The organism is Congzhengia minquanensis, from assembly GCF_014384785.1.
Lineage (GTDB): Bacteria > Bacillota > Clostridia > UBA1381 > UBA9506 > Congzhengia > Congzhengia minquanensis.
This window is the reverse complement of sequence record NZ_JACRSU010000001.1, coordinates 157,709-180,638: the sequence shown is the minus strand read 5'-3', so window position 1 is coordinate 180,638 and position 22,930 is coordinate 157,709. Positions and strand designations below refer to the sequence as shown.

Annotated in this window: 19 protein-coding genes; 18 read left to right on the top strand and 1 reads right to left on the bottom strand. The window is 45.8% G+C overall.

All coding sequences use genetic code 11. From position 1 onward, the window contains the following. Nucleotides 1-101: 101 nt before the first annotated feature. The 16 genes from H8698_RS00830 to H8698_RS00755 all read left to right on the top strand — a co-directional run bounded on the left by H8698_RS00830 (nucleotide 102) and on the right by H8698_RS00755 (nucleotide 19,722). Nucleotides 102-353, top strand: a complete 252-nt coding sequence (locus H8698_RS00830; RefSeq protein ID WP_177677751.1) for an IreB family regulatory phosphoprotein — start codon at nucleotides 102-104, stop codon at nucleotides 351-353. Nucleotides 354-408: 55 nt separating this feature from the next. Further along, on the top strand, nucleotides 409-1,284 hold the full coding sequence (queG, locus tag H8698_RS00825; RefSeq protein ID WP_249310680.1) for a tRNA epoxyqueuosine(34) reductase QueG: 876 nt from the start codon (nucleotides 409-411) through the stop codon (nucleotides 1,282-1,284). Nucleotides 1,285-1,364: 80 nt separating this feature from the next. Further along, entirely contained in the window at nucleotides 1,365-2,753 is a 1,389-nt protein-coding gene (locus H8698_RS00820) for a glycine--tRNA ligase (RefSeq protein WP_249310678.1), read from the top strand. A gap of 153 nt (nucleotides 2,754-2,906) precedes the next feature. Then, nucleotides 2,907-3,170 (top strand): HPr family phosphocarrier protein, encoded by a 264-nt coding sequence (locus H8698_RS00815; protein WP_249310676.1) that lies wholly within the window; start codon nucleotides 2,907-2,909, stop codon nucleotides 3,168-3,170. A gap of 103 nt (nucleotides 3,171-3,273) precedes the next feature. Beyond that, nucleotides 3,274-5,133, top strand: a complete 1,860-nt coding sequence (uvrC, locus tag H8698_RS00810; RefSeq protein WP_249310673.1) for an excinuclease ABC subunit UvrC — start codon at nucleotides 3,274-3,276, stop codon at nucleotides 5,131-5,133. Nucleotides 5,134-5,198: 65 nt separating this feature from the next. Then, nucleotides 5,199-6,218 carry a phosphate acyltransferase PlsX gene (gene plsX / locus H8698_RS00805; RefSeq protein WP_249310670.1) on the top strand — a complete coding sequence of 340 codons (1,020 nt, stop codon included), beginning with the start codon at nucleotides 5,199-5,201 and terminating at the stop codon, nucleotides 6,216-6,218. Nucleotides 6,219-6,360: 142 nt separating this feature from the next. After that, nucleotides 6,361-6,588 carry an acyl carrier protein gene (gene acpP / locus H8698_RS00800; protein WP_177677953.1) on the top strand — a complete coding sequence of 76 codons (228 nt, stop codon included), beginning with the start codon at nucleotides 6,361-6,363 and terminating at the stop codon, nucleotides 6,586-6,588. Between the two features lie 197 nt (nucleotides 6,589-6,785). Next, a complete protein-coding gene (rnc, locus tag H8698_RS00795; RefSeq protein WP_249310666.1) occupies nucleotides 6,786-7,487 on the top strand; it encodes a ribonuclease III in 702 nt (233 codons plus the stop codon). After that, the gene (locus H8698_RS00790) at nucleotides 7,487-8,497 is read left to right on the top strand and encodes an elongator complex protein 3 (RefSeq protein WP_249311488.1); all 1,011 of its coding nucleotides are present in this window, start codon (nucleotides 7,487-7,489) and stop codon (nucleotides 8,495-8,497) included. Before rnc ends, H8698_RS00790 begins: the two co-directional genes overlap by 1 nt. Beyond that, on the top strand, nucleotides 8,487-12,044 hold the full coding sequence (gene smc, locus H8698_RS00785) for a chromosome segregation protein SMC (RefSeq protein WP_249310663.1): 3,558 nt from the start codon (nucleotides 8,487-8,489) through the stop codon (nucleotides 12,042-12,044). The genes H8698_RS00790 and smc overlap by 11 nt, the downstream gene beginning before the upstream one ends. Nucleotides 12,045-12,126: 82 nt before the next feature. Further along, complete coding sequence (gene hisS / locus H8698_RS00780) at nucleotides 12,127-13,392, top strand: histidine--tRNA ligase (protein WP_249310660.1); 1,266 nt, start codon at nucleotides 12,127-12,129, stop codon at nucleotides 13,390-13,392. Between the two features lie 23 nt (nucleotides 13,393-13,415). Continuing rightward, nucleotides 13,416-15,209, top strand: a complete 1,794-nt coding sequence (gene aspS, locus H8698_RS00775) for an aspartate--tRNA ligase (protein WP_249310658.1) — start codon at nucleotides 13,416-13,418, stop codon at nucleotides 15,207-15,209. A gap of 107 nt (nucleotides 15,210-15,316) precedes the next feature. After that, nucleotides 15,317-16,354 carry an ABC transporter ATP-binding protein gene (locus H8698_RS00770; RefSeq protein ID WP_249310655.1) on the top strand — a complete coding sequence of 346 codons (1,038 nt, stop codon included), beginning with the start codon at nucleotides 15,317-15,319 and terminating at the stop codon, nucleotides 16,352-16,354. Further along, nucleotides 16,338-17,072 (top strand): ABC transporter permease, encoded by a 735-nt coding sequence (locus tag H8698_RS00765; protein ID WP_177679738.1) that lies wholly within the window; start codon nucleotides 16,338-16,340, stop codon nucleotides 17,070-17,072. The genes H8698_RS00770 and H8698_RS00765 overlap by 17 nt, the downstream gene beginning before the upstream one ends. Before the next feature lie 4 nt (nucleotides 17,073-17,076). After that, on the top strand, nucleotides 17,077-18,510 hold the full coding sequence (locus tag H8698_RS00760; protein WP_249310652.1) for a Gldg family protein: 1,434 nt from the start codon (nucleotides 17,077-17,079) through the stop codon (nucleotides 18,508-18,510). 27 nt (nucleotides 18,511-18,537) lie between these two features. Then, complete coding sequence (locus H8698_RS00755) at nucleotides 18,538-19,722, top strand: glycoside hydrolase family 88 protein (RefSeq protein WP_249310649.1); 1,185 nt, start codon at nucleotides 18,538-18,540, stop codon at nucleotides 19,720-19,722. 40 nt (nucleotides 19,723-19,762) lie between these two features. Here H8698_RS00755 and H8698_RS00750 read toward each other — a convergent pair whose 3' ends face one another. After that, nucleotides 19,763-20,632: a helix-turn-helix transcriptional regulator gene (locus H8698_RS00750; RefSeq protein ID WP_249310646.1), complete on the bottom strand. Its 870-nt coding sequence runs from the start codon at nucleotides 20,630-20,632 to the stop codon at nucleotides 19,763-19,765. A gap of 111 nt (nucleotides 20,633-20,743) precedes the next feature. Between H8698_RS00750 and H8698_RS00745 the strand changes: the two genes are divergently transcribed. Both H8698_RS00745 and H8698_RS00740 read left to right on the top strand, forming a co-directional pair. Next, nucleotides 20,744-21,526 (top strand): HpcH/HpaI aldolase family protein, encoded by a 783-nt coding sequence (locus H8698_RS00745; RefSeq protein ID WP_249310643.1) that lies wholly within the window; start codon nucleotides 20,744-20,746, stop codon nucleotides 21,524-21,526. Next, a complete protein-coding gene (locus H8698_RS00740; RefSeq protein ID WP_249310642.1) occupies nucleotides 21,523-22,887 on the top strand; it encodes a sialidase family protein in 1,365 nt (454 codons plus the stop codon). The genes H8698_RS00745 and H8698_RS00740 overlap by 4 nt, the downstream gene beginning before the upstream one ends. Nucleotides 22,888-22,930 lie beyond the last annotated feature (43 nt).

Here is a 22,930-nt window from a genome sequence, read left to right as displayed (position 1 = left end):
TTTCTTTTAATGTTTTCGGGCTTTCTAAAATAAAACTTGCATAAATCGCGGGTCTGGTGTATAATTATAGTAACAAGAAATCAGAAGGCAGGTGTATATTCATGGATTTAGACACAACACAGATGTTTCAGTTCGGAGCAAACCGAGACGATTTTATTAAAAACATCGTAATGGAAGTTTACTCTGCGCTTTTAGAAAAAGGATACAACCCAATCAGCCAAATGGTGGGATATATTCTGTCAGGTGATCCGACGTATATTACCGGCCATAAAAACGCCCGCGCGTTGGTTATGAAAGTTGAGCGGGACGAAATTTTAGAAGCGCTTGTAAAATATTACGTGGAAAACAATTAACGAACTCATAGGGCTGTGCCAGTTGGCACAGCCCTTTTCGCACAGGTGAATTTGAATGAAAGAAAAAATTAAGGCGTTTGCGAAAACGCTGCAAATAGAATTTACTGGCATTGCCCCGGCAGAACCGATGAATGAGCTAAGAGAAATTCTGCAGGATAGGCGGCGCACCTTTGGCCTGCCCGCCTTTGAAGAACCGGATTTGGAGAAGCGCACGGTGCCGGAGCGAACGCTGCCCGGAGCAAAGAGCATTGTTGTGTGCCTGTTCCCTTATCACAGCGAACTTTGCGCAGCGCAAAACCTCGCAAAATTTGCCCAAATTCCAGACTACCACACGGTAGTTATGGAGCGGCTGGAAAAATTGTGCGGATTTATCAAAGGGCTGTTCCCAAAAGCCAATCTTGCTCCCTTTGTGGACACCGGACCGTTGGCGGACAAGTATTTGGCATTTCAGGCCGGGCTGGGCTTTTTTGGGAAAAACACGCTTTTGATAAACGAAATATACGGCTCATATGTGTTTGTCGGTTATATCGTTACCAATTTACCCCTTGAACCCGACACACCGTCTGACAAAACTTGTATGGGCTGCGGCAAATGCTTAGCGCTTTGCCCGGGGCGTGCACTTTCCGGCGGCGGACTAAACGCGTTTCGGTGCGTTTCTTATATTACCCAGCTAAAAGAAGCAGATGCGAAGCAAAAAAAGATTCTATCCGCACAGCAATCCGTCTATGGCTGTGACGTTTGTCAGGAAGTTTGCCCCCATAATCAGGACATACCGCAAACACCCATTGACGAATGGAAGCAGCCGAAACTGACCAGCCTGGAACAGGAGAAAATTTCGGCCATGAGCAAACGGGAATTTAAACGTATTTACAAAGAATATCCCTTTTCATGGCGCGGAAAAGACGCTCTTTTGAAGAATTTTGAGAAATAAGCTTGACAAGCCCATCTGTTTTAATATAATATATTATATTATTGAAACAAATATGGGTTGAAATTTTTGGAGGTTTCTAAATGAAGAACATTGACAAAACGATGGAAAAAATCGTGGCGCTGTGTAAGGGCAGAGGATTTGTATATCCCGGCTCGGATATTTACGGCGGCCTTGCAAACGCGTGGGACTATGGTCCTTTAGGCGTGGAGCTGAAAAACAACGTAAAACGTGCCTGGTGGAAAAAGTTTATTCAGGAAAGCCCTTATAATGTGGGACTGGACGCGGCTATTTTAATGAATCCTAAAACCTGGGTGGCTTCCGGCCATGTGGGCGGTTTCTCTGACCCGCTGATGGACTGCAAGGAGTGCAAAGCGCGCTACCGTGCCGATAAACTGATTGAAGACTTTATGTTTGAAAAATGCGAACCGCAAGTGGTGGACGGCTGGTCAGACGAAAAGATGCTTTCCTTTATCACTGAAAACAACATCGTTTGTCCCAAATGCGGAAAGAAAAATTTCACCGATATCCGCAAATTTAATCTGATGTTCAAAACCTTTCAGGGTGTTACAGAAGACAGTTCTTCTGAAATATTCCTGCGTCCCGAAACTGCGCAGGGTATTTTTGTAAACTTTAAAAATGTGCAGCGCACAACCAGAAAAAAAGTTCCTTTCGGAATCGGACAGGTGGGCAAGTCGTTCCGCAACGAAATTACACCCGGAAACTTTATTTTCAGAACAAGGGAATTTGAGCAGATGGAGCTGGAATTCTTCTGCAAGCCCGGCGAGGATTTAGAGTGGTTTGCCTATTGGAAAGACTTTTGTAAAAACTGGCTGATGTCTTTAGGCGTAAAGGAAGAAAATATTAAAATGCGCGACCACAGCCCTGAAGAGCTTTCCCACTACAGCAACGCTACCACCGACATTGAGTTTATGTTCCCCTTTGGCTGGGGAGAGTTGTGGGGCATTGCAGACAGAACCGATTTTGACTTAAAGCAGCATGCAACCCATTCCGGCGAAAACTTTGAGTATACCGACCCTGTTACAAACGAAAAATATGTTCCATACTGTATTGAACCCTCGTTGGGAGCAGACCGCGTGACGCTGGCCTTTTTGGTTGACGCCTATGACGAGGAAGAGGGCGAGAAGGAAACAAGAACCGTGCTTCGGCTTCATCCGGCGCTCTCTCCTGTGAAAATTGCAGTTCTTCCGCTTTCGAAAAAGCTTTCCGACGGCGCTATGGAACTTTATGGTATGCTTTCTAAAAAATATATGTGTGATTATGACGATGCTGGAAGCATCGGCAAGCGTTACAGAAGACAGGACGAAATTGGAACACCTTTCTGTGTGACATATGATTTTGATTCCTTAGAAAAGGGTACCGTTACCGTTCGCGATCGGGACACTATGGAACAGGTAACGCTTCCGATTGACGGACTTGACGCTTATTTTGCGGATAAATTTGACTTTTAAGTATCTATTATTGATAAAAATACAGTATATAATATAAGAAAATATACAAATTATTCACAAAATTTGTTTTTATTTATTGACATTGGGTAAAATATTTAGTATTCTAAATATTAGATAGTCTCAGGGAATATCTTTTAAGGAGCTGGAATTTTTATGTTATCAAAAACAATTGTTGTACAAAACCAGGTAGGTCTGCACGCAAGACCGGCTACATTTTTTATACAAAAATCCAACGAGTTTAAATCGAGCATCTGGGTGGAAAAAGACGACCGCCGCGTAAATGCGAAAAGCCTTTTGGGCGTTTTGTCCTTAGGCATTACCAAGGGTATGGAAATAACGATTATTACAGACGGTACAGACGAAAAAGAAGCGATTGAAGCACTTGAGAAATTGATAGAATCGAATTTCAGCGACTAAAAAAAGAGCTTGCAATCAAGGGATATGTGATTTTATCGCATATCCCTTCCTTTTTTTCACAAAACTATATACAGCGCACAGACCGGCGTTAAGGGGGCTTAATATGGTTGACAAGGAACTGCTGAAAAATTTACCGGGCGACCCGGGCGTTTATATTATGAAAGACAAAACCGGCAAGGTTATTTATGTGGGCAAGGCAAAGGTATTGAAAAACCGCGTTCGGCAATATTTTCAAAACACAGAGCGGCACGCGCCCAAGGTGGCGGCTATGGTTTCTCATGTGGACACGTTTGAATATATTTTAACCGACAGCGAATTGGAAGCCCTGATTTTAGAATGTAACCTGATTAAAAAATACCGCCCCTATTACAACATTTTGTTGAAGGATGACAAAAACTACCCCTATATTAAAGTTACCACAAATGAGGAGTATCCGCGCATTCGGTTCGTGCGTCGGATGCAAAAGGACGGGGCAAAATATTTTGGGCCATATTCCGGCGGGACAGCCGTCCGCGAGGCCATGGATTTAGCCTGCAAGCTGTTTCAGATTCCTACCTGTGAAATTAATTTGCCGAAAGATTTGGGGAAAAAGCGGGCGTGTATCAACGCGCAGATTGGAAGATGCTGTGCACCCTGCGAAATTCCCATCAGCAAAGAGGAATATAACGAACGGATTAAGGAGGCCTGTTTATTTTTAGGCGGCGGCGCAACAGAGCTTTTGGAAAAACTGACGGAGGAGATGAACGCCGCGGCGGAGAACCTGGAATTTGAGCGCGCGGCCTCGCTGCGTGACAAAATTGGCGGCATCCGTCAGATGGAGAAAAAACAGAAAATTGTTTCAGACCGGCATGCCGACGAGGACGTAATCGGGTTTTATAGCCAGGAAAACAGAACGTTTGTAGAGGTGTTTTTCATTCGTTCCGGCCGGCTCATGGGACGGCGTGACACGGTGATGACCAACACCGCAGGAATGACAGAGGGGGAAACCGCCTCCAGCTTTTTAAAGCAGTTTTACCAGGATGCAGACTTTGTGCCGCAGAATATTTATGTTCAATATGAATGTGAAGACGAAGAACTTCTGTCCTCATGGCTTTCCGAGATTTCCGGCCGCAGTGTAAAAATTCGCACACCTCAGCGGGGAGAAAAAAAGGCGTTGGTGGAAATGGCCAACAAAAACGCCAAGCAGGCGGCCTTGAATTTTATGCTGAAAAATGCCGAGGGCAGGAAGGGTGTAAAACGGCTGATCTTAGATTTAAAGGAAGAACTGGGGCTTACGTCCCCGCCTTACCGAATTGAGTCTTACGACATATCCAACACTGCCGGGGAAGATAATGTAGGCTCCATGGTTGTTTTTGTAAACGGGGAGCCTGCAAAACGCTATTACAGAAGATTTAAAATTGAAACCGCCATGGGAGGAGACGATTATCACAGCATGGCGGAAATGATTTTGCGCCGCTTAAAACATGCCCGTGAGGAAGAAAAACAAATTGAAACGGGGGAGCTTTTGAAAGAAAAAGCAAAATTTCTGCCGCTGCCCGACTGCATCTTTTTAGACGGCGGAAAAGGGCACCTTTCTGTTATTTCAGAACTTTTGGAACTGACTGACACCGACATTCCGCTATTTGCAATGGTGAAAGATGACAAGCACCGAACCGCTGCCCTCTTGAAGTCTGACGGCAGCCGTGTGGGCCTAAAACCACGGTCAGAGGAGTTTCGCTTGGTGTCGGCAATACAGGAGGAGGTGCACCGCTTTGCCATTGAATATCACCGCAATTTGCGGGGTAAACGCATGAAGGGCTCCGCGCTGGAAGCAATAGACGGGGTGGGGCGTAAAACGGCGGAAAAGCTGCTTATGCATTTTAAATCTATCGGCGCCGTAAAAAATGCTGAAATTGAGGAGCTTAAAAAAGCAGGTGTCAGCCGAACAACGGCGGAGAATATTTACAGCCACTTCAGAAAATAAAACTTGCTATTTTTTTTCAGACAGTATATAATATTTTTAATAACTGTGTATAGGAGCTGATTGGTATGCGAATCGCTGTAGACGCCTTTGGCGGCGACAATGCGCCCGACGAGATTGTAAAAGGCAGCGTTCAGGCGGTTTTAAACTTAAACTGTGAAATTATTTTGGTTGGAGACGAAACCATTTTAAAAAATAAACTGGCCCAAGCCGGATATAGCGGCAGCAAAATTACCATTCAACATGCGTCTGAAGTGATTGACGGGGAGGACGCTCCCGTAGATGCAGTACGGCATAAGAAAGATTCTTCCATGATGGTAGCGCTTTCGCTTTGCAAAAACGGTGAAGCCGACGCTGTGGTGAGCGCGGGGAACACCGGTGCATATTTTGCCGGGGCGTTTCATGTGCTTGGGCGCATTAAGGGCATTCGCCGCCCGGCACTGACGGCGTTTATGCCCACGGTGAACAACACCAAAAGCGTGATTATGGATGTGGGCGCCAATGCGGACTGCAAGCCTGAAAATTTAGAGCAGTTCGCCCAGATGGGCTCGTTGTATGCGGAAAAAATTCTGGGCATTCAAAATCCAAAAGTATATCTGGTGAATATCGGCACCGAGGAGCATAAGGGCAATGAGCTTTCACAGAAAGCCCATGCCCTGATGAAAGAAAACAAAAACATTAACTTTTGTGGCAATATTGAGTCGAGGGAACTGACAGCGGGCTTTGCCGACGTAATTATCTGTGACGGGTTCACGGGCAACATTATCCTAAAGGCAATTGAGGGCACCGCCTCGGCGTTGTTTGGTCTGATTAAAAAAAGCTTTATGAAAACGCTGGCCACAAAAATTTCTGCACTGATGATGAAACCGCACATTAAGGAACTGAAGTCCATGCTGGACTATTCGGAATATGGCGGCGTGCCGCTTTTGGGAATTGACGGCGTTGTGATTAAGGCTCACGGAAGCTCAGACGCAAAGGCCTTTGAAAACGCAGTCAGAAGCGCGGTTGTTTTTTCTGAAACCGGTTTAAACGCCGATTTAAAGGCGCTTTACGCACAACAGCAAGATCAGGATGCAGCAAAAATGTGAACTTATCCTACTTTTCTACATATTATATAATTGGACCAACCATAAATTTTTAAATTTTTATAAAAATCCTATTGACAACTTCATAGGTTTGATATATAAATAACTAAGAGGAATCATATGTCACGGCTTGGAGGTGAAAGCAATGGAATTTGAAAAGGTGCGCGATATTATTGTGGAACAGCTGGGCGTTGATGCCAGCGCTGTAAAGCCTGATACGGCATTTATTGACGATTTGGGAGCCGACTCGTTAGACGTTGTTGAACTGATTATGGCGCTTGAGGAAGCTTTTGATATGGAAATCCCTGACACGGAAGCAGAGAAAATTATCACTGTAAACGATGCAGTTGATTATATTAAAAACAACCAGTAAGAAGATGGGAGGGGCTGTTTTGCAGGCCCTCCCCAAAAACGCATGGAACGTATAAATCTGTTTCCTACAGCTTTGTAAGAAGCGAATTTATGCGTTTATTTTCGTTTTAGACAAAAAAGTGCTTTTATTTTAGCACAAAACGCCATTCGGGCGGCACGGCAGGCTATGCCTGCTTTTTGTTTTGAAAGGAAGGGAATATGAACGCTTTAAAAGAATTTCAGGAAATTATCGGTTATAAATTTACCAATTGTGAATACTTAAAGGTTGCGCTGACGCACAGCTCCTACGCCAACGAAAACAGGTCAAAACACATTCCGTTTAACGAGCGGCTGGAGTTTTTGGGCGACTCGGTGCTGGGACTTGTCGTCAGCCGCTATATATTTGAGAACTTTCCCAAGCTGCCGGAGGGAAAACTGACAAAAATGCGGGCCGCCGTGGTTTGCGAACGTTCCCTGTGGGAGTGCGCCGTGAACATTGATTTGGGCAATTACCTGATTTTAGGACACGGCGAGGAACACACAGGCGGAAGAACGCGCATGTCTATTTTGGCCGACGCGTTTGAAGCGCTCATTGCTGCAATTTATTTGGACAGCAGCTTAGAAACCGTGCGGGAATGGATTTTGGGCCAGCTTTATGAAACCATTTTAGACGCGTCGAGAGGCAAGATGTTTAAAGATTATAAAACCGATTTTCAGGAGGTCGTTCAGAAAAACGGCGACGTAGAAATTAAATATGAGGTGCAGAGCGAGTCTGGGCCGGACCATGACAAACTGTTTGTGGTGAACGTCTATTTAAACGGGACGCTAATGGGCACGGGCGAGGGCACCAGCAAGAAAAAAGCGGAGCAAAAGGCGGCACAGAACGCGTTAATTAAAACAAGAGCGGACAAGCAAAAGTGATGAAGCATAAAACAATCCCGATTTTTGTGCCGCACATGGGCTGCCCTAACGACTGCTCTTTCTGCAACCAGCGGAAAATTACCGGGCACAGCGAAACGGTAACGCCCCAAAAAGCGGACGAAATTATTAACGACTCTTTAAAAACTGTGCCGAAAGGGGCAAATGTTGAAATTGGCTTTTTCGGCGGAAGCTTCACAGGAATTGAAAAGGAGCTGCAGCGGCAGCTGCTTTCGGTGGCATACGGTTATGTGAAAGAGGGCAGCGTAACGTCTGTCAGGCTGTCTACCCGGCCGGATTATATTGATGCAGAAACCGTTTCCATGCTAAAAGCCTACGGTGTGACAACGGTTGAGCTGGGCGCCCAGTCTATGGACAACAGGGTGCTTGCAGCAAACCACAGGGGGCACACCAGTCAAGACACCGTCCGTGCTTCTGAGCTTATCATTTCGGGCGGCTTAAAGCTGGGACTTCAAATGATGACGGGGCTTTTTGAAGACACGGTGGAAAAAAGCCGCGAAACGGCAAAACAAATCATTGACCTTACCCCCTCCTGCGTGCGGATATATCCCACTTTGGTGTTAAAGGGTACCTATCTTGCAAAGCTCTATGAAGCGGGGAAGTATGTGCCCCAGAGCCTGGAGGAGGCGGTTGTGCTCTGCGCCGGTTTAAAGCAGATGTTTGACCAAAATAACATTGCAGTGATCCGTATGGGGCTCATGTCGTCAGACAATATCCGTCCCGAAAACGACGTGGTTGCCGGGCCTTATCACCCGGCATTCGGCGAGCTGGTGCAAAGCGAACTTAATTTTTGCAGATTAAAGGAAGCGGTGCACCAGGACTGCTTAATTGCCGTAAATCCCCGTTCGCTTTCCGCATTTGTGGGGAACAACAAAGCAAATATAAAAAAAATGAAGCAATTGGGCTATACCATAAAATTTGTGCAGGACGAAACCGTCTTGCCGCAGAAATTTAAACTAGTCACAGGAAAGGCGGCGGAACATGCGTCTTAAAGGAATAAAAATCAACGGCTTTAAATCGTTTGCCGATAAAATATCGCTGAGCTTCTCAAACGGAATTACCGCAATTGTCGGTCCTAACGGCAGCGGAAAAAGCAATATTTCTGACGCGGTTCGCTGGGTTCTGGGCGAACAGAGCGCAAAAATGCTCCGCGGAGCAAAGATGGAGGATGTTATTTTCAGCGGCACGCAAAAGAGAAACCCCATGGGATTTGCGGAGGTTACGCTGATTTTGGACAATTCAGACAGAACTTTCCACATTGAATTCGACGAGGTAGAGGTCACCAGAAAGGTGTTTTTGTCCGGCGAAAGCCAATACATGATTAACAAGTCTGCCTGCCGTTTAAAAGACATTCACGAAATTTTTATGGATACAGGTCTTGGCCGCGACGGCTATTCCATGGTGGGACAGGGAAAAATTGAGGAAATTTTATCCTCAAAATCGGACGACAGAAGACAGATTTTTGAAGAGGCCGCCGGCATTTCAAAATATCGGTACAGAAAGGAAGAGGCGCAGCGCAAGCTCGTCCGCACCAACGAAAATTTAGACCGCGTTTACGACATTATTGCGGAGCTTGAGGACCGGGTGGAGCCTTTAAAAATTCAGTCGGAAAAGGCAAAAAAATATTTGACCTTTAAAGAGGAACTGAAAACCTATGAGGTTAACGACGCGCTTCGGATTATTGAGGGCGCGAACGATGTAATCGGCGGGCTGGACGAAAAGCTGGGCGTTGTTACAAAACAGCTGGAAGAAGCAAAAAATGCGGCTGATAATGCGGAGCGCACCCAGGCAGAATTCTACCAGGCGGCGCGGGACAGAGAGGAATCAGCCCAGGAAACATCCCGTAAAACCCGGGAGCTTTCTGAAAGCATCTCTATTAAAAAAGGTGAAATTGATATTTTAAAAAACACCATTGCAGGAAATGAGACGCTGACGGAGCGCATTCAAAACGAACTGAAAGAAATTATGGGAAAAAAAGAAGCGCTTTTAACCCAGAGAAGCGGCACAGAGCAGGAAGCCGCAGAAAAAGAAAAAACGCTTTTACAAATTGAGGAAGAAATCGACCGATTAACAGAGCTGAGTGTCTTAGCTGAAAGCGGCGCCGGGGAACAAAACAGTGAAATTGAAGAACTGAACAGCTTTGTAGCCGTGCAGATTGAGCGGCTGAGTGAACTGAAAATTGCCCTTTCCAATCAGAAAATTACACGGGATAGCTATCTTGCACGGAAAGAAACCATAGAGAGCGAGGCGAGCGACCGCAGCGGCGAGCGGCAGAGCATTTTTAATAAAAATAGAGAGATTGAAGCAGAAATTCAGCGCAAAGCAGCCTTTGGGGAAAAAACTGAACAGGAGCTGGAAATGCTGCGTGAAACACGGCAAAGGCAAGAAAACGACATGAGCCGGATGCGGCAGGAGCGCAGCAGCCTGACCATATCCTTGAGCGAAAAACGGTCTCGCAGAAAGCTTTTGGAAACCATGGAACAGAGCTTCGAGGGGTATGCAAAATCGGTTAAAACCGTTTTGCGGGAGCATGAAAACGGTGCGCTTGCGTCTGTCCAAATCTATGGCCCTGTTTCAAAACTGATAAAAGTGCCTGCAAACTATAACACCGCCATTGAAATTGCCTTGGGCGGCGCGGTTCAAAACATCGTGGTGAAGTCAGAAAACGACGCAAAGCAGGCCATTGCGTGCTTAAAATCAAAAAACGCAGGCCGGGCAACGTTTTTGCCCCTGTCTTCGTTAAAATATAAGGAGCCGGAAGCAAAGCTTGCAGGAGAAGACGGCTTTTTGGGCATGGCCTGCGACCTTGTAACCTGCGAAAAACAGTTTTTGCCCGTGGTGAAATTTTTGTTGGCAAAAACGGCGGTTATCGACAATATTGACCATGCCATTGCCATATCTAAAAAGTTTAAGAACACCCACCGCTTAGTAACCTTAGAGGGCGAATTGCTGAATGTGGGCGGTTCCTTGTCCGGCGGAAGCTTTTACCGACAGGCGTCGCTGATGGGGCGCGAAAATGAAATAAAATCCTTAGCCGAAGAGATTCCAAAGCTTGCACGGCAAATTGAAACGCTTGAAGACGAGGAAAAGGCACTTAATACCGCCATTGCAAAAACTGCGGAGGAGATGAAAAAAACCGCAGAGGCGATTTCCGACAACAGCGGTGGGATTTTGATTTTAGAGCGTGATAAATCTCACAACGAACTTTTGTTGAACCAAATTGACACGGCAAGGCGGCGTGTGGAAGAAGAACTGCAGAGCTTAGATGCAAAAATTGCAGAAACCGTTTCGCGTCAGGCAGAAATTGAACAGGAAATTGTCGAAAAAGAACAGTTAATTTCTGAAAAACACGATGAGATTCAGCAAAAGGAGTCCGGCGTGGCCGAGGCCATTGCAAAAAAACAGGAGATTTCGGAACAGATTACCCAGCAGAATATTTTGCGGTCTGGCGTAGTGAAAGACTTAGAGGTCATTTCCGCAAGGCTGTCTCAGCTTGCTGAGGAAATTTCCTCCTGTGAAACCAATGCGGCTTTGCACGAAAGCGAAATTGAAGATATTAACGAGAAGAACAAAAGCTTGCTTTTGGAAATTGAGCAGAAGCAGCAAGAAACAGAGGCTGGCGCGGCAGAGGTTGCACGTTTGGACGAAGAAAACACAAAGCTTCAAACGGAGAAAAAGGATTTTGACGAAAAAGACAGGGCGCTGCTTGCCGAAATAAAAGCGTTAAGGGAAGATGTGTTTACCCTAACAGACGAGCAGGGCAGACTTTCGCAAAGAAAGGTAAAAGCAGAAACAGAGCTGGAAAACACCATTAACAACCTTTGGGAGGAATATGAGCTGACCTATTCCGATGCGCTTCCTTACAAAAAAGAGCTGGGCACGCCTCAGGAGGTTTCTAAGGAGATTGTTTCTTTAAAGCGTAAAATCAGCGGCCTTGGCAACGTAAATGTAGATGCAATTGAAGAATATAAAGCCGTTTCTGAACGATATGAATTTTTAAGCGGACAGCGGGACGATTTGCTGAAAGCACAAAAAGACCTGACCGGCATTATCACCGACATGACAAAGGTAATGCGGACAGAGTTTGAAGAAAAGTTTCGTGAAATTGCAGGTTATTTTAAAGGGACGTTTACAGAGTTGTTTGGCGGCGGAACTGCGGCGCTCACCTTAGAAGACCCGGATAATATTTTAGAAAGCGGCATTAACATTGACGTGCAGCCTCCGGGGAAAAAACTGCAAAGCCTTTCCCTTTTGTCCGGCGGGGAGCGGGCGCTTTCTGCCATTGCGCTGTTGTTTGCCATTTTGAAAACCCGCCCTACGCCCTTTTGCTTTTTAGACGAAATTGAGGCGGCTTTAGACGATGTGAATGTTTATCGCTTTGCAGACTATATTAAGCGCTACAGCGGCAACACACAGTTTATTGTTGTAACCCACAGGCGCGGCACGATGGAAGCCGCCGATGTAATTTACGGTGTTACCATGCAGGAAAAAGGCGTTTCAAAGCTGCTTACGCTTCATTTAGATGAAATTGCAGAGTAAAATATTTGCATTTTGGGAAAAATTGTGATATAATAATTAAAATTGTTTGTATTTTTGTCCCCTGTGAAAGGTTGTGAAAAACATGATTATTGCCCCCCGCGGTACACACGATATTTTGCCGTCTGAAAGCTACCGATGGCATTTGATAGAAGATAAAATTAAAGAGATTTGTTTGGAGTTTGGCTATAAGGAAATCAGAACGCCCATGTTTGAAAGCACCGAGCTATTCGAGCGCGGCGTGGGTGACACCACAGATGTGGTGCAAAAAGAGATGTATACGTTTTTGGACAAGGGCGGCCGGAGCGTAACGTTGCGGCCCGAAGGCACCTCGCCAATTGTAAGAAGCTTTGTGGAGAGTTCGCTTTACGCACAGCCCCAGCCTACCAAATTGTATTATTTATATCCTTGTTTTCGTTACGAAAAACCCCAAGCAGGCCGCCTTAGAGAGTTTCACCAGTTTGGTGTTGAGGTAATGGGTGCGGACACCGCGGCCGTAGACGCTGAGGTGATTTCTCTTGCTATGCAGGTGTTTTCCCGCTTAAACGTTACGGGAATTGAACTGAACATTAACAGCATTGGCTGCCCAAAATGCAGGTCGGCCTATAACGAAAAGTTAAAAGCGTTTTTTAAACCTCATTTAGGCGAGCTGTGCGAAACCTGCCGCCAGCGGTATGAGAAAAACCCGCTTCGCATTTTAGATTGCAAGGTGAAATCCTGTAAGGCGATTTACAACCATGCGCCAGTATTGTTAGACAATATTTGTGAAGACTGCGCGGCGCATTTTGAGCAATTAAAGCGCTATCTTGAAGTGATGGAAATTCCATATCAGATTGACGCCACAATTGTGCGAGGGTTGGATTACTACACGAAAACCGTGTTTGAAATTATCTCGAAAAACAAGGGTTCCGAGGGCACCATCTGTGGAGGCGGACGGTATAACGGGCTGATTGCCGAAATCGGCGGCCCTGAAATGACGGGCGTTGGCTTTGCCATGGGCTTAGAGCGGCTCTTGCTGGTTTTAGAAAGCCTTGACCTGATTCCGGAGAACCTGGAACGGCCGGATATTTTTATTGCAAACGTTGGGGAGCAGGCAGATTTGTTTGTGCAAAAACTGGTTTACGGCCTGCGAAACGCCGGCATCAGTGCCGAGCGGGACTATTTGTCGCGCAGTGTGAAAGCCCAGATGAAATATGCCAATAAAACTGGCGCGCAGTTTTCGGCGGTGATTGGCGACGATGACATTGCAGCGAAAAGCGCGTCTGTGAAAAATATGCAGACCGGAGAAACAGATAACGTGCCGTTTGATCATTTGGCAGAATTTATTAAGACGAATACAATGACAAGATAAAATAAATGGAGGAACGAATAAGCATGGAGACAATGGTTGGACTAAAGCGCACCCACCGCTGCGGTGAGCTGACGCTTGAAGATGTAGGCAAGAAAGTAACCGTAATGGGCTGGGTTCAGGTTTACCGTAACTTAGGCGGCGTAATTTTTATTGATTTGCGCGACCGCTCGGGAATTTTGCAGCTTGTGGCACGGATTGAAGACGGCGAAGAGGTGTTTCAAAAGGCAGACATGGTGCGCAGTGAATATGTGCTGGCCGCTTTGGGCGAGGTTGTAAAGCGTGATGAAGACACCGTAAACGATAAAATTAAAACCGGCCGAATTGAGGTTAGAATGAGCGAACTGCGTATTTTGTCCAAAGCGGAAACACCCCCGATTTACATTGAAGAAAACAGCAATGTAAGGGAAGAGGTCCGTTTAAAATACAGATACCTGGATTTAAGAAGGCCCGATATGCAGCGCTTAATGGAACTGCGTCACAACGTGTGTAAAATTGCCCGCAGCTATTATGACGAAAACGGCTTTTTGGAAATTGAAACGCCTATGCTGCAAAAGTCCACACCAGAGGGCGCGAGGGACTATTTGGTGCCCAGCCGTGTTCACCCCGGCTCGTTTTACGCGCTGCCGCAGTCTCCCCAGCTTTATAAACAGCTTTTAATGCTTTCGGGAATGGACCGGTATTATCAGATTGTGAAATGCTTCCGCGACGAGGATTTAAGGGCAGACCGTCAGCCGGAATTCACCCAGATTGACCTGGAAATGTCTTTTGTAAACGAAGACGACGTAATGTCGATCAACGAGGGAATGATGAAACGGCTGTTTAAAGAACTGAAGGACATTGACTTAAAAACGCCTTTTAGAAGAATTCCTTATCAGGAGGCAATGGACCGGTTTGGATCCGACAAGCCTGACACACGGTTTGGTTTAGAACTGAAAGACATTTCAGACATTGTGGCAAACAGTGAATTTAAAGTGTTCACCGACGTGGTGAAAAAGGGCGGCAGCGTCCGTGCGATTAACTGCAAGGGCGGAGACGCAAAGTTTTCCCGCCGCGATTTAGACGGGTTGGTAGACTTTGTGAAAACCTACCGCGCCAAAGGCCTTGCCTGGATTGTAATTGGCGAGAACGAATTAAAATCTCCCATTACAAAATTCTTCTCTCAGGAGCAGATTGACGGCATACTTTCCCGTATGGAGGCAGAGGTTGGCGACATCATTATGATTGTGGCCGACAAAAATGAAATTGTTTATGACGCGCTGGGAGCGCTTCGTTTAGAGCTTGCAAAACGGTTTGACCTGATTGATAAAAATTCCTGCGACCTTTTGTGGGTAACAGATTTTCCGTTATTTGAGTACAGCGAAGAGGAAAAACGGTTTGTTGCAAAACACCATCCGTTCACCATGCCGAAAGACGAAGACATTCCGCTTTTAGACACAGACCCGGCAAAAGTCCGCGCAAAAGCATATGACATGGTGTATAACGGAACAGAGGTTGGCGGCGGCAGCCTGCGTATTTTTAACACCGAGCTTCAGCAGAAAATGTTTGAAAAGCTTGGCTTCACCAAAGAGGAAGCATGGGAACGGTTTGGATTTTTAATGGGTGCCTTCCAGTATGGCACGCCCCCTCACGGCGGCATGGCCTACGGCTTAGACCGGCTGGTAATGCTGCTTGCCGGACGTGATTCCATCCGCGATGTTATTGCTTTCCCGAAAGTGAAAGACGCGTCGGAGCTTATGTCCGAGGCGCCGGGAACTGTGGACGAAAAACAGCTTGCTGAGCTTCACATTAAGCTGGATTTGCCGGAAGAAAAAAATTAAAATTAACGGTTTGTTCACAAACACAATAACATGATATGATACAATATATGCGGAAATGTTCTATTTGGATAGGATATTTCCGCATATGAAATTCAGGAGGTCATTTTATGATCGAAATCAAAAACTTGGTGAAAAAATACGGCGAGAATAAGGCCGTCGACCATATTTCCTTCACGGTGAAGCAAGGCGAAATTTTAGGACTGCTTGGACCGAACGGTGCAGGAAAATCCACAACCATGAATATTTTAACAGGCTATTTGTCTGCTACCAGCGGCGAGGTATTAATTGACGGACTGGACATTTTGGACAATCCGGTGGAAACGAAAAAGAAAATCGGATACTTACCGGAAATGCCGCCGCTCTACACAGACATGACGGTGCGCGAGTACTTAAACTTCGTTTTCGACCTGAAAAAGGCTGGCGGAACAGACAGAAAAAAACACCTTGCAGAAATTATGAACGCAGTGAAAATTACCGACGTGGCAGACAGGCTCATTGCAAACCTCTCGAAAGGGTATAAACAAAGGGTTGGTTTAGCCCAGGCAATGGTGGGAAACCCAGAGGTTTTAATTTTAGACGAGCCTACCGTGGGTCTTGACCCCATGCAGATTATCGAAATCCGCGATGTGATCAGAAAACTTGGAAAACACCACACGGTAATTTTGTCCTCCCACATTTTGCAGGAGGTGCAGGCGGTGTGCGAGCGTGTTGTCATTATTAACAAAGGCAAAATCGCCGCAATTGACAGCCCGGACAATTTGGCAAAAACGCTGTCAAACGAAAACAAATTCAGTCTGCGGGTCGCCGGCGACGAGCGGTCGGTTTTAGATATTATTGGCGCTGTCCACGGCGTAAAATATGTAAAATCTTTAGGCCGGAAAGAGAAAAGCTCAATCGACTTTTTGGTTGAGGCAGAGCCGGATGTTGACGTTCGTCCGCTGATTTTTAACGGCCTGGCAAAAGCAAACCTGCCCATTTTATCCATGCAGGCTGTGGACTTGTCGTTAGAGGACATTTTCCTGGAGGTGACCGCAAAGGACAGAAATATTGCCTCCTTTGCAGACATTGACGAAAGCAGCATTGAAATTGTTGCCGCAAAGAAAGAAACAAACAAGGAGGATGACAGCGATGAAAGCAATCTTTAAACGGGAGTTTGAGTCCTACTTTAAGTCGCCTCTGGGCTACATCTTTTTGGGCCTATTTCTGGCGTTTTCCTCCCTGGTATTTTTCGGAACCAATATTAATTTTGGAACTACAATCATGACGAAATATTTCATGAGCAACTGCTACATTTTCATTGTGGCTGTTCCGCTGTTAACCATGAAAATGTTTTCGGAAGAACGTAAACTCAAAACCGACCAGCTTCTGCTCACGTCTCCGGTTAAAGTGTCGGAAATTGTGTTCGGAAAATTTTTGTCCGGCCTTGCAGTTTTGGCAATTGCCGTGGGCGCAACGCTGCTTTATTTAGTGTTCATGAAGCTTTATGGTAACCCGGCGGTGGCACAGTCTTTGGTGGGATATTTCGGCGTTTTGCTCTATGGCGCAATGCTTACCGCAATTGGAATGTTCATTTCATCGCTTACGCAAAGCCAGGTAATTGCCGCGGTTGCGACCCTTGCGCTTGTTGGCGTGCTCTCCTTTGCAGGAAGCATCAGGGTTGATTTTACCACTCTGTTTAACGGTGCATTTGCCTTTTTGGGAACATTTTTAAACGGTGTTTTGAATTTTCTAAATATTAACGCCCGGTTTTCCGACTTTGCTGCCGGAACACTGAACATTGTTCCGCTGGTGTATTTTTTGAGTATTACCGCACTGTTTATTCTGCTCACCATTCGGGTGATTGAGAAAAGGCGCTGGAGGTAGGAAAATGAAAAATAATAAACAAATAAAATACTTAATTAACTCCTCTGTTATCATAGTTGGCGCCGTTCTCGTGACGGTTTTGTTAAACGCGGTTTTAGTGGCGTTTGACAGCAAAATCCCGCTGAAAGTGAGCCTGACCCGGGATGAAATCTATGAGCTGACCGACGAAACAAAAGAAATTGTTGACCGCGTGACGGATGACACAAAAATTGTGGTGCTGTATAACGGTCAGACCACAGAAGATATGATGCTTCTCACAGACATTATTGAAAAATATACCCAGAGAAACGACAAAATTAAAATGGAAACCGTGGACTTTGCCAACAACCCCACAGATTTGGCGCCTTATTCTGAGGCGATTAAGTCCATTTCCAACCCCCACTATGCCATGATTTTTGCCCAGGGTGACCAGTTCGACACGGCGGAAGCTTCGTCTTACATTTCCACCGAGGGCACCAGTAATATTGAGCGCATTATTACGAACAAACTGGCCTCGTTTGTGGACGGGTTTAAAATTTCTTCCATTACCATGACCACAGGCCACGGTGAAAAAACAAATTCCGGATTTGAGTCCGTTTTAAAAATGTATAACTATAACATAAAGTCTGTCGACCTGCTAAAAGAAGATATTCCAGCAGACGAAAAAACACTGGTGGTCATTAATTCTCCCACAGGCGACTTTTCTGCAGAAGAAATTGACAAATTAGACGCCTTTTTAGACCGGGGCGGCAACGTACAAATTTATTTTGACCCGCTGGCGTCGAATGCGGAGCTTCCCAGGCTGGAAAGCTATCTTGCCAACGAGTGGGCAATTAAGCGGAACCATGGCGTTGTGGTTGACATGTCGAACAAATTGGAGTCTGCCCAGGAGACTGCCGCGAAATACGGCATTATGGCTTTGGCAGAGCTTACTGACAGCGAAATTGTTTCGCCGATTAAAACCAGCAAACGAAGCGTGCTTTATTCTGCGTCGAACAGCCTTGAAATTGCAGGGGACAAGCCGGGAACGGTAGAGATTACCCCGGTTTTAAAAACCTCAAATAACGCATATTTAAAAGACGTAGCAACCATTGGCGAAAATCAAACATCAGACGATAAAAGCGGCACGTTTGATATTTTAGTTGCCGCTACCCGCAAAGCATATACCTTAAACGAAGAAGAATTCACAGGCAAGCTTTTGGTCAGCGGCTCCGGTTATACCATGGACACGCTCATCGGCGACACAAGGTTTGCAAATGAGGACTTGCTGCTAAACTCCATCAACTGGATGCGCGGGAGCGAAGCGGGCATTACGGTGCGCGCAAAAGAGCTTCCTCAGGGCAGTTTAACCATGCCGAACTCTCAGTTCTGGCCGTGGTTCATTGTGCTGGTGGTGTTCATTCCCGTCGGCATTTGCGTATGGGGCTTAGTCGTATGGATGAAAAGACGGTATAAATAAAATTCTTTTAAAATGGGGGAGACGAGAGTGGTTCAAACAGAACAGATTCGGCAGCCTGAAAGATATGAGCCGGGCTTTACAGTTTCAAAGGAAAAGTTAAACTACGCCTTAAACGAGGCATTGAAAAAAATAGATGGAAATCTAAAAACATTCCGCACAATGTTCCCGTCCCACGCCAGCGAACACAATGTTTATTTTCCCATGGAAAACAACGATGGCTGGAACGAAGGGTTTTGGAGCGGAATTCTCTGGCTGGCCTATGAGCTTACCGGGAAGGAAACATACAAGGAAACCGCACTTGCTCAAATTCCCACCTACACCAAACGGATTACGGAAAAGCTGGGAGTGAACCACCACGACATGGGATTCTTGTTCACCCCCTCTTGTGTGGCGGCATATAAGCTGACTGGCAATGTTGAGGCCAAAAATACGGCTCTGCTTGCCGCAAAACACTTGGTGAGCAGATATTGTGAAAAGGGAAAATTTATTCAGGCTTGGGGCAACGTAGGTGAGGAGGACTCCTACCGTTTGATCATCGACTGTATGCTGAATATTCCCCTTTTATATTGGGCGGCTGAAGTGACGGGCGATGCCTCTTATGATGAAATGGCCTTTCATCACTTTAACACCACAGCGGACAATATTATTAGAAGCAACGGATCTACATATCATACGTTTTATTTTGACAAAGAAACCGGAGCGCCCAAGTGCGGCGCGACGCACCAGGGCTTTTCCGACGACTCGACCTGGTCCCGTGGGCAGGCCTGGGGCATTTACGGGCTGATGCTGACGCATATGTATAAAAAGAACAGAAAGGCAGAGGAGCTGTTTGTGCCGGTTGCCAACTATTATTTAAACAGACTGCCCGACGACTATGTGGCCTATTGGGATTTATATTTTACCGAAGGCAGCGAGCCGCGGGACAGCTCGTCGGCAGCAATCGCGGTCTGTGGACTGCTTGAGGCGGCGGAGGTGTTAAATGATGAAAGCCAGCGTGCAACCTATCTGAGCGCGGCAAACCACATTATGAATTCGTTAATAGACAACTACCTGACGAAAGACATTCCGGAATCTAACGGCCTTTTGCTACATGCTACCTATTCCAAACCGCACAACGGCGGGGTGGACGAGTGCAACATATGGGGCGATTATTTCTACATGGAAGCTTTGGCGAGAATGATTACGAAGAACAAAATAAAAGCATATTGGTAAAGGGCGGGGCTTAAAAGGCTCTATTAAAAAGGCTGTGCGGTTAACGCACGGCCTTTTTTGTTCTGCGGTAGTTGTTTGGAGTGTCATGTTCCGATGCACGGAATTTACGAAAGAAATAACTCTGATTGGAAAATCCCACCATTTCGGAAATTTTATAAATTGGAATATCCGTTTCTTTCAGCATATATTTCGCAATTGTAAGACGTTTTTGTGTAACAAGTCCGCAGAATGTGGTGTGGAACAATTTTTTTATCACACGTTCTGTTTGGCGGCAACTTAAATGGAGAAGCGCCGCGATATCGCAAAGCTTTAATGGCGCATGATAGTTACTGTTTAAAAACTCTTCAATGATAATAATGCTGTGGCTGTCAGACCAGTTTTTTGTTCCATCGGTTTTGTTAACATGATTTTGTCTTGCAATGTGCGTCAGTGCAAGCAGAAGCAGAGGTTCAACAGTATCGTCCGGCAAGCCGTTGTGAAAGTTGCGGATTGCAGGCTCTATGTAGGAATGATAAATATCCGGAGCGTTTACAATGTAATAGTCCTTTATGGAGCTGAAAAACGAGGAAAATTCAGAAAAAAGGGAGCCGGCGGCACAGTTTTCCTCTGCGGCGGAAAAGAGAAAACGAAAGCTTCTTTTTAAAGAGGACGTATCTGCGAAAACAAAATGGACGCAGTTGGGCGGAATAATTAGGATATCCCCAGGCAAAAGTGTTACATCATGTTCCTGAATGAAAAGACGAACAAGGCCCGAAACGACGAAAAAAATTTCGAAAACGGAGTGGGAATGGTAGATGCGGCTGTGAGCAACCCCTTCGGAAAAACCCCGCTGGAGCATATATTCACATTTTAAGCCGTCTTTTTCGGAACGCAGAATATAAAACTCATGATCGGACTGAAAGTTTCTCATTGCACAAAAACGACACGAACAAGAAACATATGTCGCATCCCTTTCTTGAATATTCGTTATATTTATTATAATATAAAAATATAAAAAAAGCAACAAGAAAGGATTTTTAACATGAACATAAAAGAAAAAGTTGCAAAATGCCTGCCAATCTGCGGGACGCATATAAACTTGTCAGACCCAACAGTAACGGAGATGGAAGCACAGCTCGGATATGACTTTTTATGGGTGGATATGGAACACACAAGGCTCTCCTGCGACCAGGTGCATGCGCATCTGCTGGCCGCCCGGGCCGGGGGAACGCCCTTATTTGTGCGCGTTCCTGTAAACGACCTTACTGCAACCAAACGGGTACTGGAAATGGGGATCGATGGTATTGTATTTCCAATGACGGAAAATTGCACCCATGTAAAGGAACTCTTGTCGTGGACGCTGTATCCGCCATACGGCAAGCGTGGTTGCGGTCCGCGGGGCGCTGTTCGTTACGGGCTTGATAGTGAAGCGGAATACTACGGTGCGGGACATTTAAACAGCCTTTGCAGGTTTATTCAAATTGAACAGAAAAGCGCAGCGGAGGAGGCTGAGGAAATTGCGAAATTGCCGTATCTTGACGGTTGCGTACTTGGCATGCACGACCTTTCCGGTTCCATTGGGGACCTGGGCAACATTTTTGGCAAACAAACTCTGACGCTTGCCAAAAAGAGCATTGCTGCCTTTGCCAAACAGAAAAAAACAGTGGGTGTGTCTACTTTTTCAACTGCACCAAAGATATTAAAGCGCTATCACGAAATGGGAATTAACATGATTTCAACCGGGGCAGACTATGAATATATTTTAAAAAATGCAGCTGAGACGCTGAAAACGATAAAGCGTTTGCAGAAAGGGGATATACAATGAAAGGCAGCAACAAATTACATCACAGACCCTATATACCGCTCAATCGCATGGATGAAGCGGATAAACCGTACATTTGCCGCCTCGCGCCGTTTGCAGACGGGTTTGAACTGGAATTTTTGGCGAAGGGAGCGGAAAACCAGGTTTTATACAGAAAGTGCGGCGAAAGCGAATGGGCAAGCGTGAAAGCGAAGAATAGGTGTATGCGCATTGAACATTTAGAGCAGAACATCGATTATGAATGCAAGGTAACTGAAGAAAATGCGGCGGAAAGTAAAATCCGTTTGGTGCGCACCGGAGCTGTTCCCGAGGGCGCTGTTGTAATCAATTATCTTCACCCGGAGGACAGTGCCTACAGCTTCAGTGGGCGGTATCTTTGCAGCCCGTCCCTGGTACGGCTAGAAGACGGAACCATTGTTGCCGGAATGGATTTGTTTGGAACAGCAATGGGGCAAAACCTAACCCTGCTGTTTCGTTCAACGGATAACGGAAAAACCTGGCGCTACCTTACCGATTTATATCCCTTTTATTGGGGTTCGCTTTTTTGTCACAGGGGAAGACTGTATATATTAGGGCTTTCCACAGAATATGGAAACCTCCAGATTGCCGCGTCAGACGACGGGGGCAAGCAATGGTCTGCGCCCGTTACCATATTTTATGGTTCCAGTAAGCTTTGCGACAATGGGGGAATGCACCGCGCGCCAATGCAAATGGTGCCCTTTCAGGGAAGGCTTTACACCACATGTGAATATGGAAGCTGGGACATGGGCTCGCATTTGCCTGCGGTTCTTTCAATTGATGAAAATGAAGATTTGATGGTTCCGGAAAACTGGTTGTGCACAGGCTTTTTGCCCTTTGAAGGAAAATGGAGAGAAGAAGCGCAAACGCAGGGCGACACAATGGAGGGAAATATTATCCTTGCGCCGGACCAAACAATGTATAATTATTTGCGTTGGGATACAGGTAAGGCGCTAAAGCTAAAGGTAGATGCCGAACATCCTGATGCACCGTTAGAATTTCACAGTATTGCAACAATGCCGGTAACAAATTCTATGTTTCGGCTTTTTAGCCAAGACGGCATTTATTATTTGATTTCAAACATAAAAGAAGATGGACAAAAATGTGATTGCTGGAGCTGCCGGAATGTTTTGGCTGTTTTTCGTTCCGAAGACCTTGAAAACTGGGAACGTGTCCGCAACATTGTGAACAGAAAAGATGACGACCCGCAGCTGGTTGGGTTTCAATATCCAGCATATCTGTTTGATGAAAGCGGTCTTTCGGTTTCTGTGCGTTCGGCCTTTAACAACGCACATTCTTTTCACGACTCAAATTATATTTTGTATTTTAATTTAGGAGCTATTTAAAAAACGGATTGAAGCCATACGATAAGTATGGCTTCAATCCGTT

Bases quoted from the DNA above. Each gene is read 5' to 3' on its own strand.
- H8698_RS00830 (WP_177677751.1), top strand. From the start codon at position 102: ATGGATTTAGACACAACACAGATGTTTCAGTTCGGAGCAAACCGAGAC.
- queG (WP_249310680.1), top strand. From the start codon at position 409: ATGAAAGAAAAAATTAAGGCGTTTGCGAAAACGCTGCAAATAGAATTT.
- H8698_RS00820 (WP_249310678.1), top strand. From the start codon at position 1,365: ATGAAGAACATTGACAAAACGATGGAAAAAATCGTGGCGCTGTGTAAG.
- H8698_RS00815 (WP_249310676.1), top strand. From the start codon at position 2,907: ATGTTATCAAAAACAATTGTTGTACAAAACCAGGTAGGTCTGCACGCA.
- uvrC (WP_249310673.1), top strand. From the start codon at position 3,274: ATGGTTGACAAGGAACTGCTGAAAAATTTACCGGGCGACCCGGGCGTT.
- plsX (WP_249310670.1), top strand. From the start codon at position 5,199: ATGCGAATCGCTGTAGACGCCTTTGGCGGCGACAATGCGCCCGACGAG.
- acpP (WP_177677953.1), top strand. From the start codon at position 6,361: ATGGAATTTGAAAAGGTGCGCGATATTATTGTGGAACAGCTGGGCGTT.
- rnc (WP_249310666.1), top strand. From the start codon at position 6,786: ATGAACGCTTTAAAAGAATTTCAGGAAATTATCGGTTATAAATTTACC.
- H8698_RS00790 (WP_249311488.1), top strand. From the start codon at position 7,487: ATGAAGCATAAAACAATCCCGATTTTTGTGCCGCACATGGGCTGCCCT.
- smc (WP_249310663.1), top strand. From the start codon at position 8,487: ATGCGTCTTAAAGGAATAAAAATCAACGGCTTTAAATCGTTTGCCGAT.
- hisS (WP_249310660.1), top strand. From the start codon at position 12,127: ATGATTATTGCCCCCCGCGGTACACACGATATTTTGCCGTCTGAAAGC.
- aspS (WP_249310658.1), top strand. From the start codon at position 13,416: ATGGAGACAATGGTTGGACTAAAGCGCACCCACCGCTGCGGTGAGCTG.
- H8698_RS00770 (WP_249310655.1), top strand. From the start codon at position 15,317: ATGATCGAAATCAAAAACTTGGTGAAAAAATACGGCGAGAATAAGGCC.
- H8698_RS00765 (WP_177679738.1), top strand. From the start codon at position 16,338: ATGAAAGCAATCTTTAAACGGGAGTTTGAGTCCTACTTTAAGTCGCCT.
- H8698_RS00760 (WP_249310652.1), top strand. From the start codon at position 17,077: ATGAAAAATAATAAACAAATAAAATACTTAATTAACTCCTCTGTTATC.
- H8698_RS00750 (WP_249310646.1), bottom strand. From the start codon at position 20,632: ATGAGAAACTTTCAGTCCGATCATGAGTTTTATATTCTGCGTTCCGAA.
- H8698_RS00745 (WP_249310643.1), top strand. From the start codon at position 20,744: ATGAACATAAAAGAAAAAGTTGCAAAATGCCTGCCAATCTGCGGGACG.
- H8698_RS00740 (WP_249310642.1), top strand. From the start codon at position 21,523: ATGAAAGGCAGCAACAAATTACATCACAGACCCTATATACCGCTCAAT.